Source organism: Halomonas sp. McH1-25 (genome assembly GCF_022348165.1).
In the GTDB taxonomy this organism is placed as follows: Bacteria; Pseudomonadota; Gammaproteobacteria; order Pseudomonadales; family Halomonadaceae; genus Modicisalibacter.
Map to the genome: position 1 here is coordinate 310,128 of NZ_JAKRFI010000004.1, position 17,625 is coordinate 327,752.

16 protein-coding genes are annotated in these 17,625 nt (G+C 61.3%); 13 read left to right on the forward strand and 3 right to left on the reverse strand.

The features are described from left to right. Positions 1–100: 100 nt before the first annotated feature. The 11 genes from ccoN (at position 101) to fnr (ending at position 11,170) form a co-directional block, all read left to right on the forward strand. Positions 101–1,525, forward strand: a complete 1,425-nt coding sequence (ccoN, locus tag MHM84_RS12975; RefSeq protein ID WP_239266776.1) for a cytochrome-c oxidase, cbb3-type subunit I — start codon at positions 101–103, stop codon at positions 1,523–1,525. 22 nt (positions 1,526–1,547) lie between these two features. Further along, positions 1,548–2,156 carry a cytochrome-c oxidase, cbb3-type subunit II gene (gene ccoO, locus MHM84_RS12980; RefSeq protein WP_239266777.1) on the forward strand — a complete coding sequence of 203 codons (609 nt, stop codon included), beginning with the start codon at positions 1,548–1,550 and terminating at the stop codon, positions 2,154–2,156. A 3-nt stretch (positions 2,157–2,159) separates the two neighbouring features. Further along, a complete protein-coding gene (locus tag MHM84_RS12985; protein WP_239266778.1) occupies positions 2,160–2,381 on the forward strand; it encodes a cbb3-type cytochrome c oxidase subunit 3 in 222 nt (73 codons plus the stop codon). Continuing rightward, the gene (gene ccoP, locus MHM84_RS12990) at positions 2,378–3,301 is read left to right on the forward strand and encodes a cytochrome-c oxidase, cbb3-type subunit III (protein WP_239266779.1); all 924 of its coding nucleotides are present in this window, start codon (positions 2,378–2,380) and stop codon (positions 3,299–3,301) included. Before MHM84_RS12985 ends, ccoP begins: the two co-directional genes overlap by 4 nt. Positions 3,302–3,442: 141 nt before the next feature. Next, entirely contained in the window at positions 3,443–4,879 is a 1,437-nt protein-coding gene (ccoG, locus tag MHM84_RS12995; RefSeq protein WP_239266780.1) for a cytochrome c oxidase accessory protein CcoG, read from the forward strand. A gap of 2 nt (positions 4,880–4,881) precedes the next feature. Next, complete coding sequence (locus tag MHM84_RS13000) at positions 4,882–5,388, forward strand: FixH family protein (protein WP_239266781.1); 507 nt, start codon at positions 4,882–4,884, stop codon at positions 5,386–5,388. After that, positions 5,385–7,865, forward strand: a complete 2,481-nt coding sequence (locus MHM84_RS13005; RefSeq protein ID WP_239266782.1) for a heavy metal translocating P-type ATPase — start codon at positions 5,385–5,387, stop codon at positions 7,863–7,865. Before MHM84_RS13000 ends, MHM84_RS13005 begins: the two co-directional genes overlap by 4 nt. Continuing rightward, on the forward strand, positions 7,862–8,119 hold the full coding sequence (gene ccoS, locus MHM84_RS13010; protein ID WP_239266783.1) for a cbb3-type cytochrome oxidase assembly protein CcoS: 258 nt from the start codon (positions 7,862–7,864) through the stop codon (positions 8,117–8,119). The genes MHM84_RS13005 and ccoS overlap by 4 nt, the downstream gene beginning before the upstream one ends. Next, complete coding sequence (locus MHM84_RS13015) at positions 8,119–8,850, forward strand: sulfite exporter TauE/SafE family protein (RefSeq protein ID WP_239266784.1); 732 nt, start codon at positions 8,119–8,121, stop codon at positions 8,848–8,850. Before ccoS ends, MHM84_RS13015 begins: the two co-directional genes overlap by 1 nt. Positions 8,851–8,921: 71 nt before the next feature. Then, positions 8,922–10,334: an oxygen-independent coproporphyrinogen III oxidase gene (hemN, locus tag MHM84_RS13020; protein WP_239266785.1), complete on the forward strand. Its 1,413-nt coding sequence runs from the start codon at positions 8,922–8,924 to the stop codon at positions 10,332–10,334. A 92-nt stretch (positions 10,335–10,426) separates the two neighbouring features. After that, positions 10,427–11,170 (forward strand): fumarate/nitrate reduction transcriptional regulator Fnr, encoded by a 744-nt coding sequence (gene fnr / locus MHM84_RS13025; RefSeq protein ID WP_239266906.1) that lies wholly within the window; start codon positions 10,427–10,429, stop codon positions 11,168–11,170. Between the two features lie 100 nt (positions 11,171–11,270). On the opposite strand, the gene ttcA is transcribed toward fnr, so the two are convergent. From ttcA to MHM84_RS13040, 3 genes are all read right to left on the reverse strand, one after another. Next, on the reverse strand, positions 11,271–12,125 hold the full coding sequence (gene ttcA, locus MHM84_RS13030) for a tRNA 2-thiocytidine(32) synthetase TtcA (RefSeq protein WP_239266786.1): 855 nt from the start codon (positions 12,123–12,125) through the stop codon (positions 11,271–11,273). Between the two features lie 118 nt (positions 12,126–12,243). Then, entirely contained in the window at positions 12,244–12,861 is a 618-nt protein-coding gene (locus MHM84_RS13035; RefSeq protein ID WP_239266787.1) for a 3'-5' exonuclease, read from the reverse strand. Positions 12,862–12,930: 69 nt separating this feature from the next. Beyond that, a complete protein-coding gene (locus MHM84_RS13040; RefSeq protein WP_239266907.1) occupies positions 12,931–14,751 on the reverse strand; it encodes a DUF294 nucleotidyltransferase-like domain-containing protein in 1,821 nt (606 codons plus the stop codon). A 735-nt stretch (positions 14,752–15,486) separates the two neighbouring features. Here MHM84_RS13040 and MHM84_RS13045 point away from each other — a divergent pair. Together MHM84_RS13045 and MHM84_RS13050 are read left to right on the forward strand one after the other, a co-directional pair. Next, positions 15,487–15,747, forward strand: coding sequence for a DUF4212 domain-containing protein (locus tag MHM84_RS13045; protein WP_239266788.1), 261 nt, complete (start codon positions 15,487–15,489; stop codon positions 15,745–15,747). A 6-nt stretch (positions 15,748–15,753) separates the two neighbouring features. Beyond that, positions 15,754–17,535 (forward strand): sodium:solute symporter family protein, encoded by a 1,782-nt coding sequence (locus tag MHM84_RS13050; RefSeq protein WP_239266789.1) that lies wholly within the window; start codon positions 15,754–15,756, stop codon positions 17,533–17,535. Positions 17,536–17,625: the final 90 nt, after the last annotated feature.

Consider the following 17,625-nt stretch of genomic DNA (forward strand, 5'->3'; position numbering starts at 1 on the left):
ATCGTCAGCACCTTGACCTGCATCATCATGTGGGCGGTCAACCCAAGGCAAAATGCCTTTCGGGACGTCTCCCCACCACCGCGTTCGATGGGAACCTGACATGAGCACAACCTTTGAACACCCGACCTACAATTACAAGGTAGTTCGGCAGTTCGCGATCATGACCGTTGTATGGGGCATCATAGGCATGGCCCTAGGTGTCTTCATCGCTGCACAGCTGGTCTGGCCTGAGCTGAACTTTGGCTTGCCCTGGACGAGCTTCGGGCGACTGCGCCCGCTGCATACCAATGCCGTCATCTTTGCCTTCGGCGGCTCGGCACTGATGGCAACCTCTCTATACGTCGTCCAGCGAACCTGCCAGACACGCCTGTTTTCCGATGGCCTGGCCGCCTTCACGTTCTGGGGCTGGCAGGCCGTCATCGTGCTGGCGGTCATTACGCTGCCGATGGGCTATACCACCTCCAAGGAATACGCCGAGCTGGAATGGCCCATCGACATCCTGATCACCTTGGTTTGGGTGGCCTATGCCATCGTCTTCCTCGGCACAATCAAGCAGCGCAAGACGCCACACATCTATGTGGCGAACTGGTTCTACGCCGCATTCATCCTGACCGTTGCCGTACTGCATATCGTCAACTCGGCCGAGGTTCCGGTTGGCCCCATGAAGTCCTACTCCGCCTATGCCGGCGCCATCGATGCCATGGCCCAATGGTGGTATGGACACAATGCCGTCGGTTTCCTGCTGACCGCAGGCTTCCTGGGCATGATGTACTACTTCGTTCCCAAGCAGGCCGAACGCCCCATCTATTCCTACCGGCTTTCCATCGTGCATTTCTGGGCGCTGATCACCACCTACATGTGGGCCGGTTCGCACCACCTGCACTACACCGCCCTGCCCGACTGGGCCCAGTCGCTGGGCATGATCATGTCGATCATTCTGCTGGCGCCCTCGTGGGGCGGCATGATCAACGGCATGATGACCCTGTCGGGTGCCTGGCACAAACTGCGTACCGATCCGACCCTGCGCTTTCTGGTCGTGGCCCTGTCGTTCTACGGCATGTCGACCTTCGAAGGCCCGATGATGGCGGTCAAGACGGTCAATGCCTTGTCCCACTATACCGACTGGACCATCGGCCACGTCCACGCCGGCGCCCTCGGCTGGGTCGCCATGATCACCATCGGCTCCATGTATCACCTGATACCGCGCCTGTTCGGCGGCCAGGCCATGTATTCCGAGAAGCTCATCGCCGTGCACTTCTGGCTGGCCACCATCGGCACCGTGCTTTACATCACTGCGATGTGGGTCAACGGCATCATGCAGGGCTTGATGTGGCGCGCGGTGAATGCCGACGGCACGCTGATGTACACCTTCGTCGAGGCGCTCGAGGCCAGCCACCCGGGCTACATCGTGCGCTGGCTGGGTGGCTGCTTCTTCACGGCCGGCATGCTGCTGATGGCCTTCAACGTCTACAAGACGGTGAAGCGTAGCGAGCACGAGCAGGCACCGGTCGCGCAGACTGCTTGATCAATCGGGGAACCTGACACTGATGAGACACGAGATCGTAGAAAAGAACGTTGGCTTGCTCGCCGTGCTGATCCTGGTAGTAATCAGCTTCGGCGGCCTGGCCGAGATCGTGCCGCTGTTCTTCCAGAAGGAAACCACCCAGCCCATCGACGGCCTCAAGCCGCTATCGGCTCTGGAACTCGAAGGCCGTGACATCTACATCCGCGAAGGCTGTGTGGGCTGCCACTCGCAGATGATTCGCCCATTCCGCGCCGAAACGGAGCGTTACGGGCATTACAGCGTGGCGGGGGAGTTCGTGTACGACCATCCCTTCCTGTGGGGCTCCAAGCGTACCGGTCCTGACCTGGCCCGTGTCGGTGGCCGCTACAGTGACGAGTGGCACCGGGCCCACCTCTACAACCCCCGTGACGTGGTGCCGGAATCCAAGATGCCGAACTACCCGTGGCTGTTCGAACGCACGCTGACCGGAGAGAACACCGCCGACAAGCTGCGCGCCATGCGTAGCCTGGGTGTGCCGTATACCGACGAACAGATCGCCAACGCTGCCAAAGATGTCCGAGGCGAGCAGGAGATCACCGCACTGGTGGCCTATCTGCAGCAGCTCGGCACCGTACTCAAGGACACACGCTGAGCCATGGATATCGGAACGTTTCGCGGCATCACCACGCTGCTGATCATGATCGCCTTTCTCGGCGTCGTGTTCTGGGCGTACTCCAAACGCCGCAAGAAGGATTTCGACGAGGCGAGTCGTCTACCGTTTGCCGACGACGATGAAGACGCCACCGAGTCCCGTGACCGTAGCGGAACACAAGACAAGACATCGTCCCGCCATGATGAGGGAGACAAGCATTCATGAGTAACTTGTGGGGTGATTCCCTTTCCGGCTTCTGGAGCGTCTGGATCATCGTCATCACCCTGGGCACCATCGTGTTCTGCTGGTGGCTACTGTTCGCCAACCGCCAGACCGACAAACAGCCCAACGAGTATGGCGAAGTCGAAACCACCGGCCACAGTGCCGATGGCATCGACGAGTACGACAACCCGCTGCCGCGCTGGTGGTTCATGCTGTTCATCGGCACCATCGTGTTCGCGATAGGCTACCTGCTGCTTTATCCCGGCCTGGGCAACTACAAGGGGCTGTTCGGCTGGACCCAGGAAAACCAGTGGGAAGAAGAAATCGCCTACGCTCAGGAGCAGTACGCGCCGATCTTCGCCAGATATCAGCAAATCCCGATTCCCGAGTTGGCCCAGGATACCGAGGCCATGCATGTGGCCGAGCGCATCTATCTCAACAACTGTGCGGTATGCCATGGCTCCAATGCGCAGGGTGGCTACGGCTTTCCCAACAATACCGATGACGACTGGCTCTACGGCGGAACGCCCGAAGCCATCACGACCAGCATCGCCGAAGGGCGTAATGGCCTGATGCCGGCCTGGCAGCAACTCGGCGACGAGAACCTGCGCAATGTCGCCCACTACGTGCTGAGCCTGTCCGATACCGAGCACGACGCCGAGCGCGCCAGCCAGGGCGAAGCGATATTCACTTCCGCCTGCGTGGCCTGCCACGGGCAGGACGCCAAGGGGATCCACGCTATTGGCGCCCCCAACCTGACCGACGATGTCTGGCTGTATCGACAGCCCGGCCAGCCGGTGCTGGAGTCGGTGCTCGAGACGCTGCGCAACGGCCGCAACGGCCATATGCCGGCGCAGGCTGCCTACATCGGCGAAGACAAGGTCCACCTCGTCGCCGCCTACATTTACAGCCTCTCCAATTGACCTTCCCCGGGTGCGTCCGGCAGTCGCACCCGGTCCTTTCCCCCGCGCCGAAGCGCTAGAATTTCATCAGCAAGAGAAGCGTACGCAAGAAAGCGCTCCCTGCCCCTGGCGCCTGCCTCACCGTGACCCTTTGGTGGCTTCATGACGGACAAGATTCCGCTCCGGGACGTGACCCCGGCCCCAGTCGTGGGGACCCACGACCCTCAGCGCAGCGTATCCCAGGATATGTACGCTCGCCGCAAGCACATCTACGTACGCGAGATAAAGGGACTCTTCCAGCGACTCCGGCGCAGCGCCAACTGGGTGCTGATGGCGCTTTATTTCGGCATCCCCTGGCTCTACTGGGGCGATCGTCAGGCCGTGCTGTTCGACCTGCCCTCGCGCGCTTTTCATATCTTCGGCGCGACGTTCTATCCACAGGACTTCATGCTGCTATCGTGGCTGCTGATCATCTGCGCTTTCGGGCTGTTCCTGATCACCGTCTTCGCCGGTCGCGTGTGGTGTGGCTACACTTGCCCACAAAGCGTGTGGACCTGGCTGTTCATCTGGGTGGAACACATCACCGAGGGCTCTCGCAACCAGCGCATGAAGCTCGACAAGCAGGCCATGACCGGCAGCAAGGCCCGCCGCAAGGGAGCCAAGCACGCCCTGTGGTTACTGATCGCTTTCGCGACGGGTCTGACCTTCGTCGGCTATTTCACTCCGATTCGCGGCTTGGTGGCCGATTTCGCCACGCTCGACGTCAGCGGCTGGGCACTGTTCTGGGTCGGATTCTTCACCGTCTTTACCTACCTGAATGCCGGTTGGCTGCGCGAGCAGGTGTGCATCTACATGTGCCCTTACGCCCGTTTCCAGGCGGTGATGTTCGACAAGGACACGCTGGTCGTATCCTACGATACGGCACGCGGCGAGCCGCGCGGCGCGCGCAAGAAAACGGTCGATCCGCGTGCCGAGGGCATCGGTGGCTGCATCGATTGCGGCCTGTGCGTGCAGGTCTGCCCCACCGGCATCGACATTCGCAACGGGCTGCAATACGAATGCATTACCTGTGCAGCCTGTATCGACGCGTGTGACAGTGTCATGGATAAGATGAATTACCCACGCGGGCTGATACGCTACACCACCGAGCATGCCCTGGAGGGCCGCAAGACGCACATTCTGCGTCCACGTCTGCTCGGTTATTTGGCGGCACTGGTGATCATGCTTGGCCTGTTCGCCTGGACCGTGGCCGATCGTCTACCACTGGACGTCGACATCGAGCGTGACCGCAACCAGCTTTACAGCTTGACGCAGGACGGCGACATCACCAATTTCTATACGCTGCATATCCGCAACCTGGACGACGAAGCGCACCGCTATCGCATCGTGCCGACCGGGCTGGATGGGATTTACCTGATCGGCGACGATACCGTCTCCATCGCTGCCGGCTCCAGCACCACCCTGCCGCTGCAGCTTGCCGTCCCAAGCGGCGCCCTCGATGCTCCCAGCGAAGCCATTGGCTTGCGCATCGAGGCGCTGGAAGACTCAGACATCACCCTGTCCAAGGAAGCCCGCTTCCTGGGGCAAGCCCGGAGATAACGATGACCGCACCGCGTCCCTGGTACAAAGAGTTCTGGCCCTGGTTTCTGCTCGGCATCCTGGGCTTGTCCGTGGTCATGGGGGTCACCTTCCTGGTGTTTTCCCTCATTGGCTTCGACGGTACGGTCGAAGACGATTACTACAAGCAAGGCATGGCCATCAACCAAGTGCTGGAGCAGGATCAGCGTGCCGCCGAACTGGGCATGCAGGCCGACCTGCGGATCGATGATCTGACCGGCGATGTCGTGGTCGACCTGCAGGGCCAGGCACGTCCCGAGCAGTTACGTCTCGAACTGATCTTTCCCACCCAGGGCAACCGCGACCAGAGCGTGATGCTCGACCGGGTACGCGACGGGCACTACGTCGGACAGCTACCCCACGCCTTGCAATATCGCTGGTATCTGCGCCTGCAGCCGGCCGTCAGCGAACCCGACTGGCGTCTGCGGGGCGAAATCGAGCTGCCGCGCAAGCCCCCCTTGACGCTGCGCGCCGATAGCCAGACGTCATGAACGTCGCGACCGCCCCGGCCGGCAACACGGTCTGCTGTTATCACTGCGGCGCCGAGGTGCCGCATGGCGCCCCGTGGCGTATCGAGCTCGAGGAACTCAACCATCCGCTTTGCTGCCCAGGCTGCGAGGCGGTGGCTCACGCCATCGTCGAGGGCGGCCTGGAAAGCTACTACCGGTTCCGGACCGAGCTGCCCGAACGTCCCAGCGACCGGGACATTCAGCGGGCCGATACCTGGGCGGTATTCGACGACCCAGAGCTGCAGCGCGAGTTCGTTCACTCGGCCGGGGACGACGGCCATCGCCAGGTAACGCTGGCCGTCGACGGGATTACCTGTGCCGCCTGCGCCTGGCTGATCGAGCATCGGCTCAACGCCCTCGATGGACTGGAATCGAGCGCGGTCAACCTCAGCCATCACCGCCTGCATGTGGTGTGGGACCCTGACCGTCTCAAGCTCTCGCGCATCCTCGCCGAGCTGGCTGCCATCGGCTACCCATCGCAACCCTACGAGCCGGACCAGGCCCAACAGAAGCTGCAGCACGAGGAGCGTCAGGCGATTCGACGCCTGATCGTCGCCGCGGTGGCGATGATGCAGGTCATGATGTTCTCCATCCCGCTTTATGTCGCCGGTCCCGACGGCATGAGCGAAGGCTTTCACACGCTGTTTCATTGGTTGTCGTTGGCCCTGGCCACCCCGGTGGTGGCGTTTTCCGCCCTACCGTTCTTCCGCAATGCGCTGCGCGACCTTCGCACCCGTCACTTAGGCATGGACGTACCGGTCTCGCTGGCCATTCTTTGCGCTTATCTGGCCAGTGCCTATGCCGTGCTGAGCGGCAGCGGCGAGGTCTATTTCGACTCGGTGACCATGTTCACCTTCTTTCTGCTGTTCAGTCGCTACATCGAGATGCGCGCACGTCGCCGCAACGGGCACAGTGGCAATGCGCTGTCCGGCGTGCTGCCGTCGAGTGCGGTGCGTGTCGAGACCGACGGCAGCGAACGCATCCTGCCGGCCAACCAGTTGCGCCCGGGCGATCGCGTTCGCGTACGACCCGGTCATGGCATCCCGGCCGATGGCGTCATCGTGGCCGGCCATTCCAGCCTGGACGAGTCGATGCTGACCGGCGAGCCGCTGCCGGTCAGCCGAGAGATCGGCGAGACGGTCACCGGTGGCAGTCTCAACGTGGAGAGCGTGCTCGAAATCGAAGTGACGCATGCCGGCCGTGATGCGCGAGCTGCCGGCATTCTGGAACTGACCGATCGCGCCTTCGCCAGCCGGCCACGCATCGCCGAACAGGCTTCGCGCATGGCCCACCATTTCGTGCTGCGGCTGCTGATCGTCACCCTCGGGGTGATCGTTGCCTGGAGCTTCATCGACCCCTCGCGGGTGCTGTGGGTCACGCTATCGGTACTGGTCGTGACCTGCCCCTGCGCCCTGGCGCTTGCCACTCCGACGGCGCTCACTGCCTGTCACGGCCAGATGCGTCGGCGCGGTGTGCTGGTCACCCGCGCCCACGCCATCGAAGGGCTTTCCCAAGCGACCCGGGTCGTGTTCGACAAGACCGGCACATTGACCGAAGGCCATATGCGCCTTCAGGAGACGCAGCTTATCGCCGACACGCTCGACGCCAATCAGGCCGGCAGGTTGGCGGCTGCCCTGGAAGCCCACTCGGAACATCCCATCGCACGCGCCTTCCATGAACTTCGCGACCCATCGCTGCGCGCCAATGACGTGCGCAACCATACCGGTCAGGGCCTGGAAGGCGACATCGACGGGCAGCACTACCGCCTGGGCCGCCCCGGCTTCGCGCTTGCCGCTTCTCCGTTGCCCCCGGCCAGGACAGGACAATGGCTGCTCCTATCGCGTGGCGACAGCATCGAGCATGCCGAACCATTGGCCTGGTTCCGGCTCGACGATTTTCTACGCGAGGATGCCCGCGAAACCGTGGCTGCGCTGCGCGAGGCCGGTCTAACCGTTGAGCTATTGTCCGGCGATGGCCGGACGACGGTCGAAACACTGGCCAATGAAGTGGGGATCACGACCTGGACCGCCGAAGCCACGCCGGAAAGCAAGCTGGCGCATGTCCAGGCACTGCAGGCCGCCGGTGAGCGTGTGGTCATGATCGGTGACGGCATCAACGATGTGCCGGTACTCGCCGCCGCCGATGTCTCGGTGGCCATGAACGGCGCTACCGACCTGGCCCGCACCCGGGCGGATGCCGTATTGATGAGTCCTCGACTGTGGCGTATCGTCGAGGCAATGACACTGGCCCGTCTGACCCGGCGCCTGATTCGTCAGAACCTCGGCTGGGCGCTGTGTTATAACCTCTGTGCATTGCCCCTGGCGGCCATGGGCCTGGTACCGCCGTGGGCTGCGGCGCTGGGCATGTCGGCCAGTTCACTGATCGTCGTCGGCAACGCCCTGCGTCTCAACAGGTCCCGGCTGCCCGCGCCCAATCCGATGCCAATGAACGCCTCATGAGCATTCTCTATCTGTTGATCCCGCTGTCGTTGATCCTGCTCGGCTTTGCCATCTGGGCCTTCTTCTGGGCGGTCAAGAGCGGCCAGTTCGACGACCTGGAAGGACCGGCGCACCGCATCCTTTTCGACGAGGACGATAACGACCTTCCTCCCGAACAGCGCCGCCGTCGGCAGGAAGCCCGTCGGCGTCCGACCGACTCCGCCGCCGACGACAGCCTGGGTGACGGCTCGCCGCCTTCTGACGAGTCGCGTTGATGGACCCGACTGGACTCGACCTGCCACCGCTGGCTGCCGCATTCGTTTTCGGCCTGCTGGGTGGCGCTCACTGCATCGGCATGTGCGGGGGGATCATGAGCGCCCTGACCTTTGCCGTCCCGCCCAGCATGCGCAACCCCACCCGACTGGGCGGTCTGCTGCTCGGCTACAACCTGGGCCGCATCGCCAGTTACATGCTCGCCGGTGCGCTGGTTGCCGGCCTGGGCACGCTACTCGGCAGCGCCCATGGCGCGCTGCGCGTGGCCCTGCAGGTGCTGGCTGCCGTAATGCTGATTCTCATGGCCCTCTATCTGGCCAACTGGTGGCGTGGACTGGTCTATGTCGAGGCGCTGGGTCGCCGACTCTGGCGTCACCTCGAGCCGCTCGGTCGTCGCCTGATGCCCGTCGTCAAAATACCCCAGGCCATCGCCCTTGGCGCCGTGTGGGGCTGGCTGCCCTGTGGGCTGGTCTATTCGATGCTCGCCTGGAGCCTGGCCGGCGGCGATCCGTGGCGGGGCGCTGCGCTGATGGGAGCCTTCGGGCTAGGGACCCTTCCCGCCCTGCTGGTTACCGGCGTGGCCGCGCGCCAAATGGCCGCCCTGATTCGCCATCCCGCCACACGCAGCATCGCCGCCGTGCTGATCATAGCCTTCGCGGTATGGCAACTTTGGCAGCTATGGCCGGGCGCGCATGATATGCCCGTTTCGACGCTGCATTCCCACACTCATTGATCCAGGTCACGAGGAGAAGCTCTCCCAGGGCGTACCATCGACGCCATCCTCATCGGCACGAGACTCCGCCAATGTCTGCTGTTCCCGCTACCTCCTGTCTCCAGGAGGGGCTACCGTCCGAGTGGGACGCCTCGCTCATTGCGCGCTACTCCCACAGCGGACCGCGTTACACCTCCTACCCGACCGCTCCCGACTTTTCCGCAGCGTTCGGCCCCGATCAGCATCGTGATGCTCTTGAGCGCAGCAACGCGCAGGCACGTCCCCTGTCGCTCTATGTACACGTACCCTTCTGCCGCAAGATCTGTTTCTATTGCGGCTGCAACAAGATTGCGACCAAGGACACGCGCTTGGCGGCCCCCTACCTGTCACGCCTGGATGCAGAGATGCGTCTGGTGGCCCGGCACCTGGCGACCTCGCGCCCTGTCGAGCAGTTGCACTGGGGTGGCGGCACGCCGACCTTTCTGACCCTGAGCCAGATGAGCCAACTGATCGACCAGTTGCATGCCCGCTTCGGCCTGTCCGATGCGCCTGGGCGCGACTATGCCATCGAGATCGACCCCCGCGAGGCCGATGTCCTGACATTGCGTCATTTGCAGACGCTGGGCTTCAACCGCATCAGTCTTGGCGTACAGGATCTCGATCCCAAGGTCCAACGGGCAGTGAACCGAGTCCAGCCTCGTGTACTGACCGAAACCCTCGTCGACGAGGCAAGTCGGCTGGGCTTCACCTCGCTGAACATGGACCTCATCGTCGGCCTGCCCCACCAGACCCGCACCAGCTTCGCCGCTACGCTGGAGCAAGTCATCGAGCTGGCCCCGGCCCGGCTGTCGGTGTTCAATTATGCGCACCTGCCCGAACGCTTCAAGCCGCAACGTCGCATCGACGCTGCCGACCTGCCCGACAGCGAGGAAAAGCTCGCCATTCTGACGACCACGATGCAGATGCTCAGCGACGCCGGCTACGTGCATATCGGACTCGATCATTTTGCCAAGCCGGACGACAGCCTGGCCGCGGCTCAGCGCGAAGGCACGTTGCATCGCAACTTTCAGGGCTATACCACACACGGCGGCTGCGATCTGATCGGTCTGGGCGTGTCCGCCATCAGTCAGATCGACGACTGCTACGCCCAGAATCCCACCGAACTGGCCGCCTACGAAGCGGCCCTGGACGCAGGCCATCTGGCCACGCAGCGTGGCATCCGGTTGACGTTCGACGATCGAGTGCGCCGTCACGCCATCCATCGCTTGATGTGCGATCTCGTCCTCGATCTGGACAGCATTGGCATGGCATTCGGCATCGATGCCCCCAATTATTTCGCCGCCTCGCTGACCACGCTGGAACAGGCCGAGCGAGACGGACTGGTGTCGCGCCAGGGCAACCGGCTCGAAGTGAGCCGCCCGGGGCGACTGCTGGTCAGGCATCTGGCCATGGCCTTCGATGCCCGGCTACCCGACAGTGATGCGCGCTTTTCACGCATCCTTTGAAAGAGCCGACGAGAGACGAGATGGAAAGTGCATTTATCGACACGGACCGGGTCTGCCATAATAGTGAAATTATCGATGGCGAGGAGACCTGCATGGCCAGCCAAGTTCTACAGACACGCCGACCTCGTTTGCAGGAGGCGCGTTGCCAGACCTGCAGCCTGAGCTCGTTGTGCCTGCCCCTCGCGCTGGAACTCGACGACATCGACAGTTTCGACGCCATCATTCATCGCCGCCCTCCGCTCAAGAAGGGCGAGCATCTGGTGCGTCAGGACGATCCGTTTACCAGTGTGTTCGCCGTACGCTCGGGCAGCCTCAAGCAGTTGACCAGCGAGGGGGACGGCGAAGAACAGCTGACCAATTTCTATCTGCCCAGCGAGCTGGTCGGCCTCGACGGCATCGATGAGCAAGTCTACCCGGGCAGCGTGATCGCCCTGGAAACCACCACGGTCTGCGAAATTCCCTTCGACCGTCTCGACAAGCTCTCGGAGACTCTGCCTGAATTGCGCAACCAGCTTTACCGCAGCATGAGCAAGGAACTGCGCGACGATCGACGCATGCTGCGCCTGCTGTCGCGCAAGACCGCCGACGAGCGTCTGGCCAGCTTTCTGGTCAACCTTTCCACGCGCTTTCGCCGCCGCGGCTACTCGCCGTACAGCTTTCGCCTGTCGATGGCGCGCGCCGATATCGGCAACTACCTAGGTTTGGCGCTGGAAACGGTCAGCCGCATTCTCAGCCGTTTCCAGCAGCAGAAGCTACTCGCCGTCCAGGGGCGCGAAGTGCATATCCTCGACCTGGCGACGCTGGAGTCGGTGGCCGAAGGCGAAGGCTGTCGCTGAGCGCTAGCCGTGCGAACCACAGAGCGCGAATGACAACGCCCCCGACCGTATGGCCGGGGGCGTTGTCGTCATACACCTTTAGATCAGGCTGCGCTGACGCTCAAACCTCTTTGGCCAGCAGGTCGAAGGCATCGATTCGGTTAGTCTGCATGGACTCACGCTTGGCCTCGAGCCCCTGGAAATCGAACAGATCGCGATCGGCGAGCTGCGATGGCGCCACATTGGTAACCGCCTTGAACATCGTCTCGAGACGTCCCGGGTGTGCCTTCTCCCAATCGGCAAGCATCTCCTTGACTACCTGGCGCTGCAGATTGGGCTGCGAGCCGCACAGATTGCAGGGAATGATCGGAAACTCCATCAACCGCGCGAACTCGGCGATGTCGGCCTCCTTGCAATAGGCCAGCGGGCGAATGACGATGTTCTTGCCGTCATTGGAAAGCAGCTTGGGCGGCATCGCCTTGAGCGTACCGCCGTAGAACATATTGAGGAACAGTGTCTCGAGGATATCCTCGCGGTGGTGCCCCAGGGCCACCTTGGTCGCACCGATCTCCTCGGCGAACCCATAGAGCGAGCCACGACGCAGGCGTGAGCAAAGCGCACAAGTCGTCTTGCCTTCCGGCGTCTTCTCCTTGACCACCGAGTAGGTATCGCGCTCGAGAATATGGTATGGCACGCCAACGCTTTCGAGGTACTCGGGCAGGACATGCTCGGGAAAACCGGGCTGTTTCTGGTCGAGATTGACCGCCACCAGTTCGAAGTCGATCGGGGCATTGCGCTGCAGATTGCTCAGGATCTCCAGCATGGTGTAGGAGTCCTTGCCACCGGACAGGCACACCATGACCTTGTCGCCGTCCTCGATCATTGCATAGTCGATGATCGCATTGCCGACCTGGCGACGCAGCCGCTTCTGGAGCTTGTTGAACTCGCGTTTCTGGGTACCGGTGAGTTCCAGCATGATGAGACGACACGCAGTGAAAATGATGGCCGCCTATGCTACCACCGCCACCGTCGACATGCGATGGCCCCGGCATCTCCCACCTGCGGGCGGTAGCGACGACTCACGCCCGGGCCAGCTAGCACGCTTCGAGTGCCCCCTTGGTCAACCGCACATACATGAGCGCCGTCGTCGTCGCATCGCCAAGGGCGGTATGTCGTCCAATGACGGGGACATTCAGCGCCTTGGCAATGCTTTCGAAGCCCAGATGCGGTTCCAGATGCGGGCGTATCCGGCGCAGTTCGCGCTGGTAGATCTGGGCCATGTCGATACTGACGTTGGGCAGGTCGAAGCCGAACAGCGGGCGCAAATGGCGATTGATGACGCTGATATCGTAGTCGATACACCACCCGAGCAATGGCCGATTGCCGATGAAGTCGATGAACCGTTCCAACGCCGCTTGAAGCGGCTCACCTTCCTCGAGGTCGACACCGCGCAGGCGATGGATACGGATCGAGTCACCGGTCAGGCTGTCGGGCTGCTGCAGGCGTAGATCCAGCGAGTCGCTGGTCAGTACATGATCGCCCTTGATTCGCACTGCGGCAATCGATACCAGTTCGGCGATCTTGGGATCGAGGCCGGTGGTCTCGCAATCGATGGCGACCAGCTCGTCGCCGGTGTAGGGATTGAATAGCCAGCCGTAACGGCCATTGGCCTGCTTTCGGCGGTCGGTAACGCGCCGCAGTGATCGGATCATGGGTAGGCCTCCTGCCTGTTCGATGACTCCCTGATGGATAACCTCGCGTGGCTCATGGGCGAGTGCCCCTCAATATTCGAGATGAAAGCGGTGTGACAGGCGCTGCTGGAATTCCTTGACGATGTGCAACGCTTCGCGCAGCAGATCGCGCTCCAGGGAAGACAGTGACTGTACGACCACCATGTTGGGATCGGCGCCAGCCTTGCCGGTGCCATCGAGCCGAGCCAGTTGCTGCTTGAGGCGCAATTCGGCGAACAGCGATAAGGCCTCGCCCAGGTCGGAGGCGAATTCCGGCTCGAGCCGCCCCTGCGCCGCTAGTGCGTCGAGACGTCCCAGGGTGGAGGTCGGCGTCGTCCGGCATTCCAATGCCAGCGTTCGAACGCCCTGGACGATAGGAAAGATGCCCCCTTTTTTGATATCGATGCCGTGTGCCGGACGCTTGAGCGATCCGAACAGCGTCAACGGAGCGGCGAAACGCAATGCCATCTTGGCGAAGTACGACAGAAAGATTTCGTCGTGCGAACAACTCTCGAACAGATGCCGGCGAATCCCATCCAGTAGCTGGGTGTTGCCGGCAACGCCATGGGCGTCGAGCATGATCGCCACATTCATCAGCGAGGCGCCGTCACGACGCCCGACCCAGCGCGAAATGGTTTGCCGCCATCCCGACTCGCTGTTCACCCATTCCGGATTGGATACCATGATGTTGCCGGGACAAGGCGGATAGCCCAGGGTGTATAAAGTCTCGGTCAGTCGCTGCATGTCGGCGGCGCACGTCGGCCAGTCGCTACCGTCCTGCAGGATCAGGGCATTGTCCTGATCGGTCTTGAGAATCTGTTCACCGCGCCCTTCGCTACCCATGACCACGAAGCAGCTCTGTGCCTGCTGCTGCGATGGAATCAGGAACTGGAACGCCTTGCTGATGATGCGTCCGTTGAGAGCGGCCAACAGGTCCATCGCGAATTGCAGCTTCACGCCCTGGGACATCAGCGCCTTGACCAGCTCCGGCAAGCGTGCACTGGCCCTTGCCAAGGCATCGAGATCGTTGGCCTGCTCGACCTCCAGGCTGACCACGTAGGAGCGACTGGAAAAATAGCTCAGCACGTCGGTAAGCTCGACGACCCCGATGGGCGTGTCGCGTTCCGTCACGATCACCCGCGCTACATCGTGACGGGTCATGCTGACCAGGGCTTGAAACAGATAATCGTCCGGTCGCGCCGTGACCAGCGCAAAATGCGCGATGCTCAGCACCGGGCTGCTACGCTCCAATCCCTGGAGAATCAGCGCATTGAGCAGATCGGTCTTGGTCACGATGCCGAATCGATCTGCCGCCCTGACCAGCAGGCTATCGGCATGCTGATCATTGAGCATGGTCACCGCTTCGGCCACGGTGGTGCCCTCGGCGGCAATGCAGGGGGCCCGCATGCACTCGGCCACGCGGGCCAGCATGAAGCCCGCCATGGAAACTCCGTCCGAGGCTCGTCGCTCGACGAGCAGACGAGCCTTGTTGGCCAGGCTTTCACGAAAAAAGTCGCCAAACGCCGGATAATTTGTACATAACTGTTCGAACAGGGCCTTGGGCAGCAGGTAGCAGAGCGTTTCCTGCTCGGTTTTGAAGCGATAGCGGCTCTTGCCGTTGAGAATGCTGATGGCCCCGAACACGTCACCGGCCGTGTAATGCCCGATACGCGCCCGGGCATCGGGTAGGGTTGGGTCCAGTTCGGCGACTTCCCCCTTATGGATGATGAACATGAACTCGCCGGGCTGACCGGCGTCCAGAATGACCTCCCCCGTGTCGAAGTAGGCCATGTCCACGCCGTTGGTCACGCGGATTCTGCCTGCCTCGTCGAGTAGCGAGAAAGGTGCTTGTGAAAGATCGATGTCGACCATCATGTCGCCCTCGTCATGACGGCTTCATCCCGCTGCCAAACGTGAGCAGGCGAGCCATTAACCTTACTGCGCTGGCCTTCATCGATACGGAGCTGCTTCGAAACGCAACGAGAAAGCTCGGACATCCTTGTCGACCCGATGCGTTGGTCAACGTCATCGCCAACATGAGACAAGAGTGTCAGACATTGGGCTGTCCTCGCCCCACTCTTATCTAACAATTTATAGAACAAAGCTAGGATACCAGCCTCGCTTCTTTCAATTGAACATAGACCAATGTTCTAGGGAGCATGCCGTTAGACCATTGTCCTATCCTTGCACGCCTATACCATCGTCCTATTCAGAAACGCCCGTTACCTTCCCTAAAATAAAAACTTCCCACAACCTACTGATTAAAAAACAAAAATACAAAAACGCGTTACATTACATTTATTTCATAAGACCAAAGTATGGGATTTTATTTTTCCTTGATATTGACCACTATTGGCTACGACCCTTATAGGCAAACCCATGTGAAAAGCACAGGAAAGACTGCCGGCTCACATGCAATGACAGCGACTTTAGTCGCTATTTAAAAAATAAAATAAGGATACTTTTTTCGGTCATACTATCGCCAAATGCGCCACTAATTTCAGCACCAATGGTTCGATGGAAATGGCTGAACGGATGACAGGTATCCTGCAGGGTTAGATATCCCCTCGAAGCAATCCCTCTCACAAACAAGCGGAGAGCAATATCATGGCAGAAGACAAGTCCAATGCCGAAGCTTACTGGAAGGCCAACTTACGCCTGATCACCGGCTGCCTGATCGTCTGGGCACTGGTGTCTTACGGCTTTGCCATCCTGCTGCGTCCCCTGTTGTCAGGGATTCCCGTCGGAGGCACAGACCTGGGATTCTGGTTTGCACAACAAGGATCCATTCTGACCTTCATCGCCCTGATCTTCTTCTATGCCTGGAAGATGAATCGGCTGGACAAGCAATTCGGACTCGGGGAGTAAGCCAGCATGAGTCAATTTGCGATTAACGTCCTATTCGTCGGCGCCTCCTTTGCCATTTATATCGGCATCGCCATCTGGGCCAAGGCCGGGTCGACCAAGGATTTCTACGTAGCCGGCGGCGGCGTCCACCCCGTCACCAACGGGATGGCGATCGGGGCCGACTGGATGTCAGCAGCCTCCTTCATCTCCATGGCAGGCCTTATCGCTGCCGGGGGCTATGCCAACTCGACGTTCCTGATGGGTTGGACAGGCGGCTACGTGCTGCTGGCCATGCTACTGGCCCCCTACTTGCGTAAGTTCGGCAAGTTCACCGTGCCCGAGTTCATCGGCGATCGCTTCTACAGCAAGACGGCGCGCATGGTGGCCGTGGTCTGTCTGATCGTGGCGTCCGTGACCTACGTCATCGGACAGATGGCCGGTGCCGGCGTGGCCTTCTCCCGCTTCCTGGAAGTCGATGCGACTACCGGCCTGATCATTGCCGCCGTCGTGGTGTTCTTCTATTCGGTGCTGGGCGGCATGAAAGGCATCACCTACACCCAGGTGGCCCAGTACATCGTGCTGATCATCGCCTATACCATCCCGGCCGTGTTCATCTCGCTCGAGCTGACCGGCAATCCGCTGCCACCGCTCGGTCTGTTTTCCGATCACAGTGCATCCGGCGAGCCACTGCTGGCCAAACTCAACGAAGTGGTCACCGCGCTGGGCTTCAACGCCTACACGGCCATGGTGGACAACAAGCTGAACATGGTGCTGTTCACCCTGTCGCTGATGATCGGTACCGCCGGCCTGCCGCACGTCATCATGCGCTTCTTCACCGTACCCAAGGTAGCCGATGCGCGTTGGTCGGCAGGTTGGGCGCTGGTGTTCATCGGCCTGCTCTATCTGACGGCTCCGGCCGTGGCCTCCATGGCACGCCTGAACCTGATGACCACCATTTATCCGGACATGGCGGGCCAGGTCGAGAATTACGAGGAAGCCGCCGGCAATCCCATCGCTTACGAGGAACGTCCCGAATGGATCCGGACCTGGGAAGAGACCGGTCTGATCACCTTCGAGGACAAGAACAACGACGGCAACATCCAGTTCTACAACGATACCGCCAATTTCACCGAGCGTGGCTGGGAAGGCAACGAACTGGTGGTCAACAATGACATTCTGGTGCTGGCCAACCCGGAGATCGCCAACCTGCCCGGCTGGGTAATCGGTCTGATCGCCGCAGGCGGCCTGGCAGCGGCACTGTCCACGGCTGCCGGTCTGTTGCTGGCCATCTCCTCGGCCATCAGTCACGACCTGATCAAGGGAGCGATCAACCCCAAGATCTCGGAGAAATCCGAGCTACTGACGGCGCGTATCTCGATGTCCGTCGCCATCGTCGTCGCGACCTACCTCGGCGCCAATCCGCCAGGGTTTGCGGCCCAGGTCGTGGCGCTGGCCTTCGGTATCGCCGCCGCTTCGCTGTTCCCGGTGCTGATGATGGGCATCTTCTCCAAGCGGGTGAACAACAAGGGGGCCATTGCCGGCATGCTTTCCGGCCTGGTCTTCACCTTGGTGTACATCTTCGTCTACAAGGGCTGGTTCTTCATCCCGGGCACCAACAACCTGGCGGACACTCCCGATAATTGGGTACTGGGTATTTCCCCGCTCTCCATCGGTGCCGTAGGGGCGATCATCAACTTCGCCGTGGCCTACCTCGTCTCCAACGCGACCGAGCAACCGCCGCAAGAGATCCAGGACCTGGTGGAAAGCGTGCGTTATCCGAAAGGTGCTGGTGGCGCCATCGATCACTGAGCCATAATAGCCCCGGCCCGGCTGGCCCGGGCTCGGGATCACACCACTTCGGGCTTCCCAGCGGGAAGCCCGATTTCGTTAAGAAGGCAT

What these genes read in the sequence shown, in the direction of transcription:
- ccoN (WP_239266776.1), top strand. Translation starts at nt 101, where the DNA reads ATGAGCACAACCTTTGAACACCCGACCTACAATTACAAGGTAGTTCGG.
- ccoO (WP_239266777.1), top strand. Translation starts at nt 1,548, where the DNA reads ATGAGACACGAGATCGTAGAAAAGAACGTTGGCTTGCTCGCCGTGCTG.
- MHM84_RS12985 (WP_239266778.1), top strand. Translation starts at nt 2,160, where the DNA reads ATGGATATCGGAACGTTTCGCGGCATCACCACGCTGCTGATCATGATC.
- ccoP (WP_239266779.1), top strand. Translation starts at nt 2,378, where the DNA reads ATGAGTAACTTGTGGGGTGATTCCCTTTCCGGCTTCTGGAGCGTCTGG.
- ccoG (WP_239266780.1), top strand. Translation starts at nt 3,443, where the DNA reads ATGACGGACAAGATTCCGCTCCGGGACGTGACCCCGGCCCCAGTCGTG.
- MHM84_RS13000 (WP_239266781.1), top strand. Translation starts at nt 4,882, where the DNA reads ATGACCGCACCGCGTCCCTGGTACAAAGAGTTCTGGCCCTGGTTTCTG.
- MHM84_RS13005 (WP_239266782.1), top strand. Translation starts at nt 5,385, where the DNA reads ATGAACGTCGCGACCGCCCCGGCCGGCAACACGGTCTGCTGTTATCAC.
- ccoS (WP_239266783.1), top strand. Translation starts at nt 7,862, where the DNA reads ATGAGCATTCTCTATCTGTTGATCCCGCTGTCGTTGATCCTGCTCGGC.
- MHM84_RS13015 (WP_239266784.1), top strand. Translation starts at nt 8,119, where the DNA reads ATGGACCCGACTGGACTCGACCTGCCACCGCTGGCTGCCGCATTCGTT.
- hemN (WP_239266785.1), top strand. Translation starts at nt 8,922, where the DNA reads ATGTCTGCTGTTCCCGCTACCTCCTGTCTCCAGGAGGGGCTACCGTCC.
- fnr (WP_239266906.1), top strand. Translation starts at nt 10,427, where the DNA reads ATGGCCAGCCAAGTTCTACAGACACGCCGACCTCGTTTGCAGGAGGCG.
- ttcA (WP_239266786.1), bottom strand. Translation starts at nt 12,125, where the DNA reads ATGCTGGAACTCACCGGTACCCAGAAACGCGAGTTCAACAAGCTCCAG.
- MHM84_RS13035 (WP_239266787.1), bottom strand. Translation starts at nt 12,861, where the DNA reads ATGATCCGATCACTGCGGCGCGTTACCGACCGCCGAAAGCAGGCCAAT.
- MHM84_RS13040 (WP_239266907.1), bottom strand. Translation starts at nt 14,751, where the DNA reads ATGGTCGACATCGATCTTTCACAAGCACCTTTCTCGCTACTCGACGAG.
- MHM84_RS13045 (WP_239266788.1), top strand. Translation starts at nt 15,487, where the DNA reads ATGGCAGAAGACAAGTCCAATGCCGAAGCTTACTGGAAGGCCAACTTA.
- MHM84_RS13050 (WP_239266789.1), top strand. Translation starts at nt 15,754, where the DNA reads ATGAGTCAATTTGCGATTAACGTCCTATTCGTCGGCGCCTCCTTTGCC.